The following is a 14,601-nucleotide window of genomic DNA, read 5'->3' as shown; positions in this document are numbered from 1 at the left end:
ACGGATGGGATTAAAAAGTCAGACGTTATTTATTTTTTCCTATTACATCCTTTGCAACCTCTAGAGCAGAAGAGGCTCGCGGCCAACCTACATAAAAAGAAAGGTGGGTGATGGCCTCCACGATTTCTTCAAGTTGTAAGCCGTTCTCTAAAGCCAAGCGCAGATGATAGGGGAGTTGTTCCGTCATGCCCCCCATCACCAAGGCAGAAATCGTAATCATGCTACGATCCCGAAGTGATAATTGCTCACGTCTCCATAAGTCCCCAAATAACACATTTTCCGAGTATTCGACGAATGCCGGAGCGAACTCGCCTAACGATTCCCGTACATTTGTGGCGATTTTCTGATGCGCCATATTACGCCTCCCTAACCGGAGGTTGTAGCATTTGAGCAACACCGTTACCAAACGACCAATCTTCGAATTCCGTATCGACGAGCACAATGAATATATCTTCTTTTCTGATGTTTAGCGTCATCGATAATTCCTCGGCTAGCCTCGCGTAAAAGCTTTTCTTCTGTTCCGTTGATCTTCCGGATTTTAGCGTAACTTGGATATATATCAGTCCGTCGCTTCGTTCAATATTTAAATAATCTTTACTATAAAAATATTCCCCCGCTTTATGCGCATGAAAAACCTGAAACATATCATCCTCCGGTACATGGAAATGCTGAATTAACGCGCTCATAATCGCTCTGCATATTCCTTCTAGCTGATGAATGTCGTATTGTTGCTCCAGATAACTGACTCTAATGAAAGGCATTTTAATTCACTCCTTCTTTGGAATTCTTTTATTGTACTCTCAGTATTTTGATTTATATAATTGAATAAGATAATAATCTTAATCAATTATACCGATAGAGGTGACAATCGATGGATCTAAAAGAACTGATGGCTTTTAAGACCATTCTTCAAGAAGGCACTTTCTCACGCGCTGCCGAGAAGTTGAATTATGCGCAGTCTACCATTACCAACCAAATTCAACGACTTGAAAAAGAACTGGGCATACAACTCTTTCACAGAGGCTGGGAAGTAGAACTGACAAGTGCTGGGCAAGTTTTTGCAGCGGAAATCGATAACCTTATTCAACACTGGAACTATGTATCAGAACTCACCAAAGCTTTACAGCATGACGAAATTGGCACACTTCATATCGGAGGCATTGAATCCATGATGGAATCCGTCCTACCGAACGCCTTGCGAAAGTTTCAGGAGCAAAAACCAAAGATGGCATGTAACTTCATTCAGGGTAACACTGATTCCCTCTCACAGCTTGTCCTCCAAAGTGAGCTGGATTTCGCCATCTGCGGTGAGCCGTCCGACCTGTCTTTCATTTATTTCGAACCGCTCTATCACGAGAAAATCGCTTTTATAGTAGATGAAAATCATCCTTTAAGCGGACGAGACGATATTTCATTTCGAGAAATTCTTGAATATCCAATTATAGCTGGAGGGCGCACTTGCTTATATTACCTTCGGTTAGCTAAGCAATTTTCGAGATTCGAATCAAAGCCCACTTTATCCACCATAAGCCAAATTTCTGCTATTCCTCATTTTGTAAGAAAGAACCCTGGGGTAGGGGTAGTGCTTGATTCGACAGCTTTAATGACAGATATCGTAAAAATAGATGTTGCACTAAGCGAACCGTTCATACAAGTAGGTATATTGCAGCGGCGCAACCGAGAATATCTAGCAACATCATCTAAAAAACTAATCCTAAAAATCATAAAAGAAGAAATTGAGAGGATTAGTAACGCTAATCCTACGCTCCACATTTGAACCTCAAGCTAGTTCCATATATGATAGCTTTATCATCGTTATCAGGGGAGGATTCATAGAAGTGGCAGTATTAATCAATGAACAAATCAGAGCATCCGAAGTAGTCCTTACAGGACTTAGGGGTGAGAAGCTGGGTATCGTCTCCCGGGAAGAGGCGCTGGCCATGGCCAGATCAGCAGGTGCTGATCTGGTATGCACCTCGCTAATGAGCAGCCCACCGCCCTGCAGCCTAACTGCAAAAGGCAAAGCAAAAGCGGCCGCGCAGAAGGAGGCAGCCTCAGCACGCAAGGCCAGTGGGGGTTCAGCTGCAAAGGGCGGCAGCAAGGAGAAGGTCAAAGAACTCCGCTTCACTGCTCATATTGAAGAGCACGACTACGATACTAAGCTCCGTCAGGCTGAGAAGCATCTCCGCTCCGGCAAGCCGGTGCAATTAGTTGTCAAAGCATCCGGTGCGAAGGAAGCTGCTGCCTCCAAGGCCGTATTGGAGCGACTAGTGACTGACTTGAAGGAAGTTGGAACGAAGGAAACGGGCATACAGACAGGCGGCAAAGGTTCACAGGTGAAATTAAATCCACGGTGAAGAGTGGAATTTCAGATAGAGTAGGCTCAAAACTAAAATGAGTCGACCATTTCATGAAAAGCTGCTGCTATCTGCCAATGTAGCTTTATTGCGAGCAGAATTCAGAATTGCGTTCGGACACCACAGCCCTTATTCGTAACTATTTCGCTGTTCTGGGATGCTAACGGACTTCAGAGACTTTATATCACTAAAATAGCACGATATTCCCTCCATTTATGGAAAATAAGATCTCTCGAGTCCGCAACTTCCTCCAAAAGGCTTAAAATGTACAAATAGCTGCATCTAAGTCCGTTAGTACAATAGCAAGTGGAAATCAGGAACTGGGCAAGGGGCACGATTCTTATATGCAAGCAAAAATGCCCTCGATGTCCCTAAAGAACGGTAAGCGCTTATGCGAGAAATAGAAGGTAATGTATCGTGCCGAACTTATACGTTCTTGTTGTATTTAAAAAAAAGGCCATCCTCTGCGGGATGGCCTTTCACTTCATAGACAATATCCTAGCTCGCTCTTAATCAGTCACCTTAAACATGATTACCCATTAATCCCCTTGGGCGATAGTTCATACCCCAATGGTGAAGCATATAATTCAACCAGACCGATAGATGCCATGCGTTTTCCCAATGCCGCTGCTGCTTCCTGATGCCCGAATTCCGTTAGATTATCTATGGAATAGTCCGGATCACCATGACGAATCAGAAATATTTGCATAACAATACCCTTCTCCCCTCAAATCCAGCCTTTTTCTTCCGCCAGCCGTACCGCCTCAATCCGGCTTTTCACTTCCAGCTTGTTGAGTATTTCAGAGATGTAATTGCGGACAGTGCCGTAAGACAGATGCAGCGAAAAGGCTATCTCGCTCGCGGTTTGCCCTTCTCCAGCCAGTTTTAAAATCTCTCGCTCCCGTGCTGTTAATGGATTCTCCTCCCGCAAACTGCCAAAGACTAACTCCGGAGATACCTCCCGATGTCCAGCCATGACACGACGAATAGATTCAGCTAGCTTATCTACAGGCTCGTCCTTCAACAAATACCCTTGAATACCAGCCTTTACTCCACGCTCAAAATATCCCGGACGGGCAAAGGTAGTCAAAATAATAATACGGGTCGGACAACCCTTACTCCGCAATATTTCTGCAACCTCCAGCCCGCTCTTGAACGGCATTTCAATGTCCATGAGACAGACATCCGGCTGAAGCTTGTCGATTAAAGCTAACGCCTCCGCCCCATCACAAGCTTCTCCGACTACTTCGATATCGTCTTCAAGATCCAGCAAAGAAGCCATCGCTCCCCGAAGCAGACGTTGATCCTCCGCTATAACAATGCTTATCATGCAGTCTCACCCCCTTGTGCATCTTTTACGATTAGCGGGATGGCAACGATCAGCTTAGCTCCCTGACCCTCAGCTGAGCTTAGCGACAGGGAGCCATCAATCAGGGATAGGCGCTCCGCCATCCCCTTCATGCCATTTCCATCGCTAAGCCCGCCGTTCCCTTTCTCCCCGTGCTGTAGGCCAATGCCGTTATCTTTAACGGTAATTCGCACTTCTCCAGCCAGCTTTGCCACTCCTATGAAGCATTTATCCGCTCTGCTATGCTTCACGATATTAGTCACCGCTTCTTTGATACAGAGGCTGAGGATATTTTGCGTCAGGTCGGATACCCCCTCCAGAGAGATATCCCCTTCCACTTCTAAGGCGATCTCTGCCGTCCGCAGCATCTCTCCAGCTTCAGCCAGTTCCTCTGCTACTGAGACCGCACGCATTTCCGACACTAGCTCACGCACTTGACGGAGCGCAGCCCGTGAAGTGCGCTGGATTTCCCGCGCTTCCTCTTGGGCTCGCTCCGTATTTTTCGTCACCAGCTTCTCTACGAGTTGGCTCTTTAACGTAATCAAGGACAAGGTATGGCCAAGGGTATCATGCAGGTCACGGGCGATTCGCATTCGTTCCTCACGCTTCACCAGCTCTTTAATTACCTCATTCGCTTGATCCAGCTCTTTCTCCAGCTTCTGATTCCGATTCATGGACCTCACTCCGAACGGACTAATCAACATAATAACAATAAACGGAGCTAAAAATATCACACTTCCCCACTCCATCCCACGACCCACTAAGACCAGCACCGAAAGGATCATGATCACAAAAGAAGTAAATGCAATTTTGAAACCTTTATTCTCCGTATAATATGCGATAAAATTTGCGGTGAAAAAGCCCATGTACAGATTATAGGGGGTATAGAACACACTAAGCACCACGATGATCAACATTTGAATAATTAACCAAACATTAAACACTCCACCCCGCACCCAATACAGCTGGCGATAGCTGAGGGCAAATACCGCTATCATAATCCCGCCCAGAATGAGCTTCATTCCAGTCTCCCCGCGCAAATTCAGGATGGGCAAAACCAGATAAACAGCCCATACAAAAGGGAAAAACCCCTGTTTTTGTGGAAATAACCGGAACTTCGCACGCTCAGCCATTCATTCACACCGCTTCCTGTTTTTTTCGAATATAGACCGATAGTAACATAAAAACTACCAAATATCCGAGCAAAATCAAGACATTACTCCACGTCGGAGCTGATCCACGAACGATCTCCCAGGCTCCATTCCCATAGTTATAGGAAGGCAACCAATGACCAATCCGCTGCATTAATCGTGGCAGAATCTCAATCGGCATCCACATGCCCCCTGCTACAGCAAGAGCCATATAAATCACGTTGCTGACTCCACTGGCTGTATCCACCCGTTTCATAGCACCTACAAGCGTACCAATCGCTAAAAATGGTAGAGAACCGATCAGGATCCACAGCCCGCTAAGCACCCATTGACCCGCGGATAAAGAGACGCCATTGATTAAATAGCCTGCGATAAAAATACAAATGACCGAAAACAGATGCATCATCGTCTGTCCGAACATTTTTCCGAAAAAATAGATCGAACCCGGCAGCGGTGTAATCCGAATAAAGGTGGTCCAGCCCTGTGTTCGCTCTTGCACCAACCGGATGCCAAGCGTCATAATGGCTGAGCCCATTACACTGAAGGTCGCCATAGACATTAAATAATGAGCACGCCACGTTAGGTCATCGCTACCTGTATTGACCACCCGGGTGAAGATGAAATAGAACATGATGGGCATGAGCAAAGACCAGAACACATAATAGGGATTACGGATGATCCGCAGCATTTCTGCTTTACACTGTACAGTAATTAGTCTCATGGTTAGACAGCCTCCTCTTGGTTCATGGTCAATTGTTCAAAAGCCTCATCCAAACGTCCCTGATCAATTCGAACATCCTTCACGGGAAGTCCAGCCACAAAAATCGCTTTAAGCGCCTCATCTGTATCCTCTGTGGTCACATGAATGCGGCCATCTTTTTCATAACAATCCTCTATAGCAGCTAGGTCTAGCAGGTTGCTGCGCAATTGCGAGCGATCACCCACAGGCAGGAAGGACACGGAACGCTTCACAATCCGCGATTTAATCTCATCTGGACTTCCGTCCGCAACTAAGTGGCCTTTACTGAATAACAGAATACGATCCGCGATATCTTCTGCTTCCTGCAAATAATGGGTCGTGAACACAATCGTTTTTCCTTGCTCCGCAAGTCCACGAACCGTTTCCCAGAACCGCCGCCGGGAAGTAATATCAAGTCCGACTGTAGGTTCATCGAAAAAGATCAGCTCCGGATTACCCGCGAGGGCTAGCGCAAAACCCAAACTACGCTTTTGACCGCCCGAGAGCTTCTCGGCGTATCTATTCAAATCGGCTGGCGCAAGTCCAGTAGCCTTAATTAGAAACTCCATATCCATAGGCTTTGGATAATAACTGCGGATCAGGTCAATGATCTCCCGCACCTTTAGCCGATCCATTACACTTACCTCCTGCAGCATCGCTCCTGTCTTTTCTCGTACCACTTTATCCTTCGGATGATGCCCGAATAACTCCACTGTACCCTCGGTAGGCTCTATTAGCCCCAGCAGCATGCCTAATGCCGTTGTTTTACCCGCTCCGTTCGGTCCCAGAATAGCTGTAATCGAACCTTTAGCAATGTTAAAGCTGATATTATCTACAGCCTTTTTATCCTTATATATTTTGCTGACTCCGTGCATTTCTATAATATTATCCATAACGTAATCCCTCCGCTTCCGAATGCGTTTGATCTATTTCAATCATATGGAAAAAGAAGACATGACATTAGTATGGACTGTCATTTCTTTAAGATGACAACTGTCACCTTCCTGGCTCCGAATAAAAAAGAGAGGCTGCCCTATCAGTAGAATGAACTACTAATAAGGCAGCCTCTTTAGGTGAAGAAAGTTTAGTTATCTTCGAAGGAATCCTTTTTCCAGCAGGAACTCCTTCATATGCAGCCGTGCTGGCTGTGCCAATCGCTCCGCCATAATGGCCGACCAAGGGGTGTCTTTGGCACCGTGGGTCCGCTCACGCATATAGTCTGAAGAGACTTTATCGTAAGTTTTGACCTGCTCCACAGTGGTTTCCGCATTGTAGCGATTACGATGCAGAACAGCCTCTAGTGGAAGCCGCGGACGCAGGCCCGAAGCTCCGTCAGGATAACCCACACACATCCCAAATATCGGGTAGACCAATTCAGGCAGTCCCAGCAATTCCGATACCTCAGCGATCCGGTTACGGATTCCACCGATATATACAATTCCAAGTCCTAGTGATTCCGCAGCCACTGCAGCATTCTGTGCAGCAAGCGCAACATCAACGGTAGCTACAATCAGGTTCTCAGCAGAATCTTCATAAGAAGTCTCTCCCTGCAAATGAGGTTTCGTCACCTCGCGCAGCCGATACAGATCAGCGCACCAGACCAAAAACACTGGGCATTGTTCTATATAAGCCTGATTGCCCGCTAATCCCGCAAGCTCCGTCTTTAGTGCCGGGTCAGTAACTGCAATAACACTATAGGCCTGAACATTGCTTGAGGTTGAAGCCATCTGAGCTGCTCCAATAATAGCGCTAAGCTGATCTTCACTTACTGGCTTATCCTGAAACTTGCGGACAGAGGCATGTTTCATTAACAGAGAAATTGTATCGTTATTTACTTGCACTGTGGCCACTCCCTAAATAGTGATGGTGATATTACAGCTTTACCCGCTGTAGCCGAAGTGCATTCAAGACAACAGACACGGAGCTAAATGCCATCGCAGCTCCTGCCAGCCATGGGGCTAGAAACCCAAGTGCAGCAATCGGTATTCCTATTGTATTGTAAGCAAGCGCCCAGAACAAATTTTGTTTAATATTTCTCATCGTTTTGCGGCTCATCATAATCGCATCAGGAATACTCTTCAAATCCCCGCGCATCAGCGTAATATCTGCTGCTTCCATAGCTACATCCGTTCCTGTCCCAATCGCCATACCCGTATCGGCAGTAGCCAGTGCCGGAGCATCGTTGATCCCATCCCCAACCATGGCAACCTTAGTCCCATTTTGCTGGAGCTTGCGAACCTCTTCAGCTTTGCCCTCTGGTAGAACCTCTGCTAACACTTTTTCGATCCCTGCCTGCTTCGCAATAGCCTCAGCTGTAATTTTATTGTCACCAGTGATCATAACGACTTCAATACCCATATCATGAAGCGCGGCTACAGCCGCTTTTGAGGTCGGTTTAATCGTATCAGCAACGGCCACAATTCCAGCGATTTCTCCCTCTACCGCTACTAGCATAGCTGTCTTTCCCGACTCCTCCAGCTTCTTCATAATTGGAGTCCATTCTGTGATATCGAGCTGATGATCTTCCATCATCCGCCGTGTGCCTACCATAACCTGCTGATCAGAGATAACCGCCATAATTCCACGTCCGGGCACATTATCAAACTGCTCAGCAGTAGGCAAAGCCAAACCTCTATCAGCGGCGCCAGCAACAATAGCCTCCGCAAGTGGATGCTCTGATAGCTTTTCGGCGGCTGCAGTTAAAGCTAACAAACGGTTTTCCGCGTTTTCTTTTCCATAAGCTGCAATTCCAGTTGTTGTCACAACATCAGTAAGCACGGGTTTACCATTCGTCACTGTACCTGTTTTATCTAGCACAACGGTCTGGATCCCTTGCGCTCCCTCTAAATGCTCCCCACCCTTGAAGAGGATTCCAAGCTCTGCTGCCCGGCCCGATCCTGCCATAATGGAGGTTGGCGTTGCCAGACCTAGCGCACATGGACAAGCGATTACGAGCACTGCAATGGCTTTTTCGAGGGCATCAGCGAACTGGCCAGGGGCTGCCCAGAAATACCAGATCAGAAACGTTATCACAGCAATACCCACAACAATCGGCACAAAAATCCCTGAGATTACATCGGCAATCCGTTGAATCGGAGCTTTGGAGCCTTGAGCTTCCTCCACTACTCGGATAATTTGAGCCAGCGCAGTGTCGCGACCCACTTTATTTGCTTTGATTCTCAAGATACCATTCTTATTCATAGTGGCACCGATCACGGTATCCCCTGGTTTTTTCTCCACAGGAATACTTTCTCCGGTCAACATCGACTCATCCACAGAAGAAGATCCCTCGACAACTTCGCCATCCACAGGCACCTTAGTACCGGGCTTCACCAATACAATATCGCCAGGAATGACTTCATCTGTCGGGATATTCATTTCTTGCCCATCCCGAATTACGAGGGCGGTTTTTGCCTGAAGCCCCATTAAGCTTTTGATTGCGTCAGAGGAACGGCCTTTCGCCAGCGCCTCAAACCATTTACCGACGAGGATAAGGGTAATGAGTACAGCACTCGTCTCATAATACATTTCTACAGTATGATTCATTCCCTTCATGCTTAAGGAATCAATGGTCAGATAAAGACTGTAGAAATAAGCTGCCGACGTCCCTAATACGACCAACACATCCATATTGGCACTCCGGTTACGAAGGGCTTTATAGGCACCGACGTAGAACTGCCAACCGATGATAAATTGCACAGGGGTAGCCAGAACAAGCTGGAACCAAGGATTCATAAATATATCCGGTGTTGGAATCCAGCCGGTGAAGGAGAAATGACCCGCCATCGCCCATAACAATGGGAACGAAAGAATTGCAGAAATGATCCATTTCCACTTTTTATGCTGAATTTCTTTTCCACGACGATCCACATGATCTTTGCGGTCTTCTTTAAGAGAAGCTTTATAGCCGATACTGCTTACCTTCTCCATGATCTCCCTTGGACTGATATTACCGGGTGTATATTCTACATGTGCTGTTTCCAGCGCCAAATTCACATTAACTGCTGCTATGCCCGGTGTACGGCTCAACACTTTTTCAATCCGTGAGGAACAAGCAGCACAGGTCATCCCCGATATATCAAAATCCGCAGATTCTTTAATAGTGTCATAACCAAGAGAACGGATTTTATCTTCAATTTGTGGCAACCCTGATACTGTCGGATCAAATCCAACAGTAGCCTGTTCCAAGGCTAGATTCACATTCGCACGAGATACGCCGTCCATCCGGGACAAACCTTTCTCAATCCGGGTTGCACAAGCGGAACAAGTCATCCCTGTAATCTGTACAGTTGCCTGCTGTTCGTTTGGTGAAGCTGTTGTTTTGGTTTTATCCATGATTTCCACGCCTCCACATACCCCTATAGGGTATGATAATTTCTAAAAGAAAAGGCATTGGAGCTTCGGGTTGCTTCCCCATATCACTCCAAGCCTTATTACTGTGCTTCAAACTAAACTACGTCATACCCTTGATCTTCAATCGCTTCTTTAATCGCGCCAAGGCTTACTTTGTTCTCATCATACTCGACGGAAACTTTCTTAGCAGCAAGATCAACTTTAGCTGTTGCTCCAAGATTGCCTACGGCTTTCTCTACGGAGTTAACACAGTGACCACAAGACATTCCTTCAACGTTTAATGTAGCGTTTGACATTAATATAACCTCCAATAAATGTTGTGAAGCTATGCTCTAGAAGCATTAGCTTATTATTTCATTAATTTGTTAACCGTAATTAGGAGCTCGTCGATAACCTCATGTTCGCCAGCTTCGATTCGCTCAACAATGCAACTTTTCATATGCCCTTCTAGCAGCAACTTACCGACACCATTTAACGCCGCCTGTACCGCTGCGAGCTGGTTGAGCACATCATCACAATAGGTATCCCGCTCAATCATACCCTTTACCCCGCGGATCTGGCCTTCAATCCGGTTGAGGCGCGTATTCAAGTTATTCTTGAATTCTGCCGAATGATGACTTTTTCGTTCTCCTGATGATGAAGAATGACAATTTATGTCGCAGGATTCTGCTGCTTGCTCTTTCTTGGCAGTAGACATAAGAATCAGCCTCCTTGGTTATAATATAATATACCCCCGTAGGGTATGTCAAGAGGCATTCCTAATTCATCCACAGATGATCTCCACTGGTAGTTTGTCCCTATATTACCGCCGTATTCTTCTACGGTTGGCTATACATCTCTATTTTTTAAAAAAAACTATTGCCTCCCTATTCAAATTTGAATATAATAAATTTTGCTTCTAATTATGAACATTTTTCGAACAGAACTATCACTATCACTATTAAGAAAAAGGAGCTGCGAAGCATGCATACTAAAGAAAGTAATCTTAAACTCGTAGTGGTTGGCCTGCTGCTTGGTATTCTTATGTCCGCAATGGACAATACCATTGTAGCTTCAGCTATGGGAACGATAGTCTCAGATCTTGGCGGTCTGGATAAAATCGTATGGGTCACCTCCGCTTACATGGTAATGGTAATGGCCGGAACCCCTATCTTCGGCAAGCTCTCTGATATGTATGGACGTAAACGTTTCTTCATTTTCGGATTGATTGTATTCCTGATTGGCTCGGCTCTGTGCGGTACTGCCACCAGTATCACACAGCTCAGCATTTACCGTGCCATTCAAGGGATCGGCGGCGGTGCACTAATGCCAATCGCCTTCACCATCGTTTTCGACATTTACCCGCCTGAAAAAAGAGGGAAATTGACCGGTCTCTTTGGAGCCGTCTTCGGAATTTCCAGTGTACTTGGACCTTTACTCGGTGCCTATATTACCGACTATGTTGGTTGGCAGTGGGTATTCTACATTAACCTGCCGCTAGGAATTATTGCACTGTTCCTGATTGCAACTTCTTATAAGGAGTCGATCTCCCACGCTAAACAGCGCATTGACTGGGGCGGAGCCTTCACTCTGGTTGGCGCGATTATCTGCCTAATGTTCGCTCTGGAACTTGGTGGTAATCAATATGCTTGGGATTCCAGTGCCATCCTTGGCTTATTCGTAGGTTTTGCTGTTCTCTTGCTGGCGTTTATCCTTATTGAGAGAGTAGCTGCTGAACCTGTGATCTCGTTCGCTATGTTCCGCAAACGGTTGTTTGCAACAAGCAGCGTGACCAGCTTATTTTATGGTTCTGCTTTTATCGTAGCTACTATTTATATCCCTATCTTTGTGCAGGGTGTATTTGGCGGCTCAGCTACGAACTCAGGGCTGATCCTTATGCCGATGATGATCGGTACGGTCGTTGGCAGTCAGACCGGGGGACTGCTTACAACAAAAACCAGCTTCCGCAACATTATGATCCTATCCGCAGTCTGCTTTGTCGCAGGGGTCTACAGCCTAAGCACTTTATCACCAGATACCTCCCGCCTCATGCTTAATGTATTTATGGCTCTGACTGGGTTCGGCGTAGGCTTTTCCTTCTCCGTGCTGAGCATGGCAGCTATTCATAATTTCGATATGCGCCAACGGGGGTCGGCAACATCAACCAGTACCTTCATGCGCTCCCTTGGAATGACGCTGGGAATTACGATCTTCGGGATTATTCAGCGGAATAGCTTTACTAACAGTCTAAGCGATGCTTTTGGCGGTAGTGAACAGTCAGCAGCCTTCGGAGATCCACGCGCTGCGTTAACACCTGAAGCAAGAGCGAAGATCCCTGCTGAAATATTAGAGAAAATATCAAGTGCGTTATCCACCTCTATTGCACAAACCTTTATGTGGGCCTTGATTCCTGCAGTGCTCGGTCTAGTCTTTGTACTGCTCATGCCAAAAGACCGTCTTACCATTCCTGCTAAAGCTGTTCAGGCGTCAGAGGGCAAAAGGTAACCATTATGTCCATGAAATTAGCCATTTTAGGTTTACTGCTGGAGCGGAACATGCATCCCTATGAAATCACATTAGTGATGAAGGAACGTTCCATGGACCGGATCACCAAGCTGCAGATGGGATCACTCTATTATGCTGTGGATAAGCTTGCACAAGATGGTTATATAGAAGCTTTAGAGATCATCCGCAGCAGTGATCGGCCGGACAAAACAATCTATGCCATAACGGAGCAAGGTAAAGCTTTATTCGAACAGCTTATCCTGCAACAAATTAAGAAAAACGAACCCTTCTATCATCCGATGTATATGGCCCTGGCTATGTCCCGTCATATCGATCAGAGCAAGGTTGAGAAGCTGCTCGAGGAACGCCTCCGGGAAACAGAACATCAGGTTAATCTGGCTTATCAGGTATACGAGGAGCATATCTCCATCGTGCCTCGTTCTGCCCTGCATCTAATGTACGGTACATATGAGCACACCCTGACTGAGCTGAAATGGCTGCAGCGCCTATACGATGATGTTGTAGCACGCAAGCTAAAAGACATAGGGACACCGTTGAATTTAGAGGCCTAATGGCCTCTTTTTCTGTTTAAGGGAGTCAAAATACGTTTATTAACGAGCACAATATCCATTAAATCTCAAAGGAAGACGAGGCGGTAAAAATGACCCAAGAAAAACATCAGCTGAATAGTGGCAAACGGGATCACCCGGAACAATATCCAACAGAGAAAGAAAGTCTATTCGATCTTCATGAAAGTGAGCAGAATGTAGACCCGATTCCGATGGAAGATTTGACACTGGAAAAGCAAGAGGAAAAGAATAAAGAGGAGACCAAACACCGCTCTTCCAGCGACAAAAAATACCATACGGGCTTCTGAGAGTGTACAATAACTACAAGTACGCAATCATATTTTCCAAGGAGGAATCACATTGTTGAAAGCGTTACCTTTAAACAAGCGCGGGATTCCCGCAAGCCGCATTGCTTTAGGCTGCATGGGACTAGGCGGTGACTGGGACCATGAGCCGATTACTGCGGAGAATGTTAAACAAGGGCATGAAGCGGTCGATGCCGCACTTTCCATCGGCATCAACATGTTTGATCATGCAGATATTTACACTCGTGGCAAGGCGGAGAAGGTATTCGGTCAGATTTTTAAGGATCGTCCAGGACTACGTGAAGAAATTATAATTCAATCTAAATGTGGAATTAAGCTAATGGAGCCTGGGGACAGCACTAATACGTTTGATTTCTCTGGCCAACATATTCTGAACAGCGTGGATGGAATATTGTCACGACTTGGGACCGAATACATTGATATTCTTCTATTGCATAGACCCGATCCCTTAATGGATCCTGAGGAAGTAGCCTCCGCATTACATCAACTGAAGGCCGCTGGTAAGGTTCGCCATTTCGGGGTTTCCAATATGAGCGCCGCTCAGATCAAGCTGCTGCAGACTTATTGCGATGAACCTTTTATCGTAAACCAGCTGCATATGAGCTTGGCTAAGATCAGCTGGGTGGATGCTGGAATCAGTGTAAATCGTGAACCCTGGAAGGATATCATCTTTCCTGAGGGAACCCTTGAACATTGTCGAATGGAGAACATTCAGCTTCAAGCCTGGGGGCCACTCGCCCAAGGTCTATTTAGCGGGCGTTCATTAGAGGATCAACCGGAGAATATCGTCCAAACAGCAGCTATGGTCCAACAGCTTGCAGATGAAAAAGGAACAACACCCGAAGCCATTGTATTGGCTTGGCTAATGACACATCCAGCTGCCATTCAGCCTGTTATTGGAACTGTGAATCCGAAGCGTATTACTGCCTGTGCCGATGCGGACAAGCTGGAGCTTAGCCGTAAGGAATGGTACGACCTGTATGTTAGTTCACGTGGTTCAAAACTTCCGTAACATATACATTTATATTCTCAACTTCATTACTCCACTTATACCCGGCTCGCGTTTTTACTGCGAGCCGGGTATTTTTTTGCGAATCACCCTAATAGATCGTTCTTTATTGCGAATATATTTAGTAATCGAGCGATAAATAGAGTTATTCAGAGATAAATTATCATTTTTGTTCTTTATAGAGTACAAATGCGCGTTATTGGCAGTTTTCTTTTTGTTTTATTCCATGTATGATTCATTACAGAAGTTGTTCTTAATAAAGAAC

17 protein-coding genes are annotated in these 14,601 nt (G+C 46.0%); 6 read left to right on the top strand and 11 right to left on the bottom strand.

The window, feature by feature from the left end; all coding sequences use genetic code 11:
* Positions 1-25: 25 nt before the first annotated feature.
* On the bottom strand, positions 26-355 hold the full coding sequence (locus NSS82_RS02280; protein ID WP_036682746.1) for a carboxymuconolactone decarboxylase family protein: 330 nt from the start codon (positions 353-355) through the stop codon (positions 26-28).
* Between the two features lies 1 nt (position 356).
* Entirely contained in the window at positions 357-761 is a 405-nt protein-coding gene (locus NSS82_RS02275) for a tautomerase family protein (protein ID WP_038568393.1), read from the bottom strand.
* 110 nt (positions 762-871) lie between these two features.
* Between NSS82_RS02275 and NSS82_RS02270 the strand changes: the two genes are divergently transcribed.
* Positions 872-1,777 carry a LysR family transcriptional regulator gene (locus NSS82_RS02270; protein ID WP_036682751.1) on the top strand — a complete coding sequence of 302 codons (906 nt, stop codon included), beginning with the start codon at positions 872-874 and terminating at the stop codon, positions 1,775-1,777.
* A gap of 61 nt (positions 1,778-1,838) precedes the next feature.
* Positions 1,839-2,357 carry a translation initiation factor IF-3 gene (gene infC / locus NSS82_RS02265; protein WP_076124627.1) on the top strand — a complete coding sequence of 173 codons (519 nt, stop codon included), beginning with the start codon at positions 1,839-1,841 and terminating at the stop codon, positions 2,355-2,357.
* A 532-nt stretch (positions 2,358-2,889) separates the two neighbouring features.
* On the opposite strand, the gene NSS82_RS02260 is transcribed toward infC, so the two are convergent.
* The 9 genes from NSS82_RS02260 to NSS82_RS02220 all read right to left on the bottom strand — a co-directional run bounded on the left by NSS82_RS02260 (position 2,890) and on the right by NSS82_RS02220 (position 10,645).
* Positions 2,890-3,066 (bottom strand): histidine phosphatase family protein, encoded by a 177-nt coding sequence (locus tag NSS82_RS02260; protein WP_143758693.1) that lies wholly within the window; start codon positions 3,064-3,066, stop codon positions 2,890-2,892.
* An 18-nt stretch (positions 3,067-3,084) separates the two neighbouring features.
* On the bottom strand, positions 3,085-3,687 hold the full coding sequence (locus NSS82_RS02255; RefSeq protein WP_036682756.1) for a response regulator transcription factor: 603 nt from the start codon (positions 3,685-3,687) through the stop codon (positions 3,085-3,087).
* Positions 3,684-4,838 (bottom strand): sensor histidine kinase, encoded by a 1,155-nt coding sequence (locus tag NSS82_RS02250; RefSeq protein ID WP_038568385.1) that lies wholly within the window; start codon positions 4,836-4,838, stop codon positions 3,684-3,686. The genes NSS82_RS02255 and NSS82_RS02250 overlap by 4 nt, the downstream gene beginning before the upstream one ends.
* Positions 4,839-4,842: 4 nt before the next feature.
* Positions 4,843-5,577 (bottom strand): ABC transporter permease, encoded by a 735-nt coding sequence (locus NSS82_RS02245; RefSeq protein ID WP_036682760.1) that lies wholly within the window; start codon positions 5,575-5,577, stop codon positions 4,843-4,845.
* A gap of 2 nt (positions 5,578-5,579) precedes the next feature.
* Positions 5,580-6,488, bottom strand: coding sequence for an ABC transporter ATP-binding protein (locus NSS82_RS02240; RefSeq protein WP_036682763.1), 909 nt, complete (start codon positions 6,486-6,488; stop codon positions 5,580-5,582).
* Between the two features lie 195 nt (positions 6,489-6,683).
* Complete coding sequence (nfsA, locus tag NSS82_RS02235) at positions 6,684-7,436, bottom strand: oxygen-insensitive NADPH nitroreductase (RefSeq protein WP_076101226.1); 753 nt, start codon at positions 7,434-7,436, stop codon at positions 6,684-6,686.
* Positions 7,437-7,467: 31 nt separating this feature from the next.
* The gene (locus NSS82_RS02230; protein ID WP_036682766.1) at positions 7,468-9,930 is read right to left on the bottom strand and encodes a heavy metal translocating P-type ATPase; all 2,463 of its coding nucleotides are present in this window, start codon (positions 9,928-9,930) and stop codon (positions 7,468-7,470) included.
* Positions 9,931-10,043: 113 nt separating this feature from the next.
* A complete protein-coding gene (gene copZ / locus NSS82_RS02225) occupies positions 10,044-10,244 on the bottom strand; it encodes a copper chaperone CopZ (RefSeq protein ID WP_036682768.1) in 201 nt (66 codons plus the stop codon).
* Between the two features lie 53 nt (positions 10,245-10,297).
* Positions 10,298-10,645: a metal-sensitive transcriptional regulator gene (locus NSS82_RS02220; RefSeq protein ID WP_051491259.1), complete on the bottom strand. Its 348-nt coding sequence runs from the start codon at positions 10,643-10,645 to the stop codon at positions 10,298-10,300.
* A 266-nt stretch (positions 10,646-10,911) separates the two neighbouring features.
* On the opposite strand from NSS82_RS02220, the gene NSS82_RS02215 reads away from it, so the two are divergent.
* From NSS82_RS02215 to NSS82_RS02200, 4 genes are all read left to right on the top strand, one after another.
* Positions 10,912-12,432 carry an MDR family MFS transporter gene (locus NSS82_RS02215; RefSeq protein WP_036682771.1) on the top strand — a complete coding sequence of 507 codons (1,521 nt, stop codon included), beginning with the start codon at positions 10,912-10,914 and terminating at the stop codon, positions 12,430-12,432.
* 5 nt (positions 12,433-12,437) lie between these two features.
* Positions 12,438-13,004: a PadR family transcriptional regulator gene (locus tag NSS82_RS02210; protein WP_076219725.1), complete on the top strand. Its 567-nt coding sequence runs from the start codon at positions 12,438-12,440 to the stop codon at positions 13,002-13,004.
* 89 nt (positions 13,005-13,093) lie between these two features.
* Positions 13,094-13,309, top strand: coding sequence for a hypothetical protein (locus NSS82_RS02205; RefSeq protein WP_052096730.1), 216 nt, complete (start codon positions 13,094-13,096; stop codon positions 13,307-13,309).
* 52 nt (positions 13,310-13,361) lie between these two features.
* Positions 13,362-14,339, top strand: coding sequence for an aldo/keto reductase (locus tag NSS82_RS02200; RefSeq protein WP_036682775.1), 978 nt, complete (start codon positions 13,362-13,364; stop codon positions 14,337-14,339).
* Positions 14,340-14,601 lie beyond the last annotated feature (262 nt).

The sequence above is a fragment of the Paenibacillus sp. FSL H7-0735 genome, assembly GCF_038008505.1.
Taxonomy (GTDB): Bacteria; Bacillota; Bacilli; order Paenibacillales; family Paenibacillaceae; genus Paenibacillus_AQ; species Paenibacillus_AQ odorifer.
This window is presented reverse-complemented; position numbering and strand designations above follow the sequence as displayed.

Bases quoted from the DNA above. Each gene is read 5' to 3' on its own strand.
- NSS82_RS02205 (WP_052096730.1), top strand. From the start codon at position 13,094: ATGACCCAAGAAAAACATCAGCTGAATAGTGGCAAACGGGATCACCCG.
- NSS82_RS02270 (WP_036682751.1), top strand. From the start codon at position 872: ATGGATCTAAAAGAACTGATGGCTTTTAAGACCATTCTTCAAGAAGGC.
- NSS82_RS02240 (WP_036682763.1), bottom strand. From the start codon at position 6,488: ATGGATAATATTATAGAAATGCACGGAGTCAGCAAAATATATAAGGAT.
- NSS82_RS02230 (WP_036682766.1), bottom strand. From the start codon at position 9,930: ATGGATAAAACCAAAACAACAGCTTCACCAAACGAACAGCAGGCAACT.
- NSS82_RS02260 (WP_143758693.1), bottom strand. From the start codon at position 3,066: ATGCAAATATTTCTGATTCGTCATGGTGATCCGGACTATTCCATAGAT.
- copZ (WP_036682768.1), bottom strand. From the start codon at position 10,244: ATGTCAAACGCTACATTAAACGTTGAAGGAATGTCTTGTGGTCACTGT.
- NSS82_RS02210 (WP_076219725.1), top strand. From the start codon at position 12,438: ATGTCCATGAAATTAGCCATTTTAGGTTTACTGCTGGAGCGGAACATG.
- NSS82_RS02245 (WP_036682760.1), bottom strand. From the start codon at position 5,577: ATGAGACTAATTACTGTACAGTGTAAAGCAGAAATGCTGCGGATCATC.
- NSS82_RS02220 (WP_051491259.1), bottom strand. From the start codon at position 10,645: ATGTCTACTGCCAAGAAAGAGCAAGCAGCAGAATCCTGCGACATAAAT.
- NSS82_RS02255 (WP_036682756.1), bottom strand. From the start codon at position 3,687: ATGATAAGCATTGTTATAGCGGAGGATCAACGTCTGCTTCGGGGAGCG.
- NSS82_RS02280 (WP_036682746.1), bottom strand. From the start codon at position 355: ATGGCGCATCAGAAAATCGCCACAAATGTACGGGAATCGTTAGGCGAG.
- NSS82_RS02215 (WP_036682771.1), top strand. From the start codon at position 10,912: ATGCATACTAAAGAAAGTAATCTTAAACTCGTAGTGGTTGGCCTGCTG.
- NSS82_RS02250 (WP_038568385.1), bottom strand. From the start codon at position 4,838: ATGGCTGAGCGTGCGAAGTTCCGGTTATTTCCACAAAAACAGGGGTTT.
- NSS82_RS02275 (WP_038568393.1), bottom strand. From the start codon at position 761: ATGCCTTTCATTAGAGTCAGTTATCTGGAGCAACAATACGACATTCAT.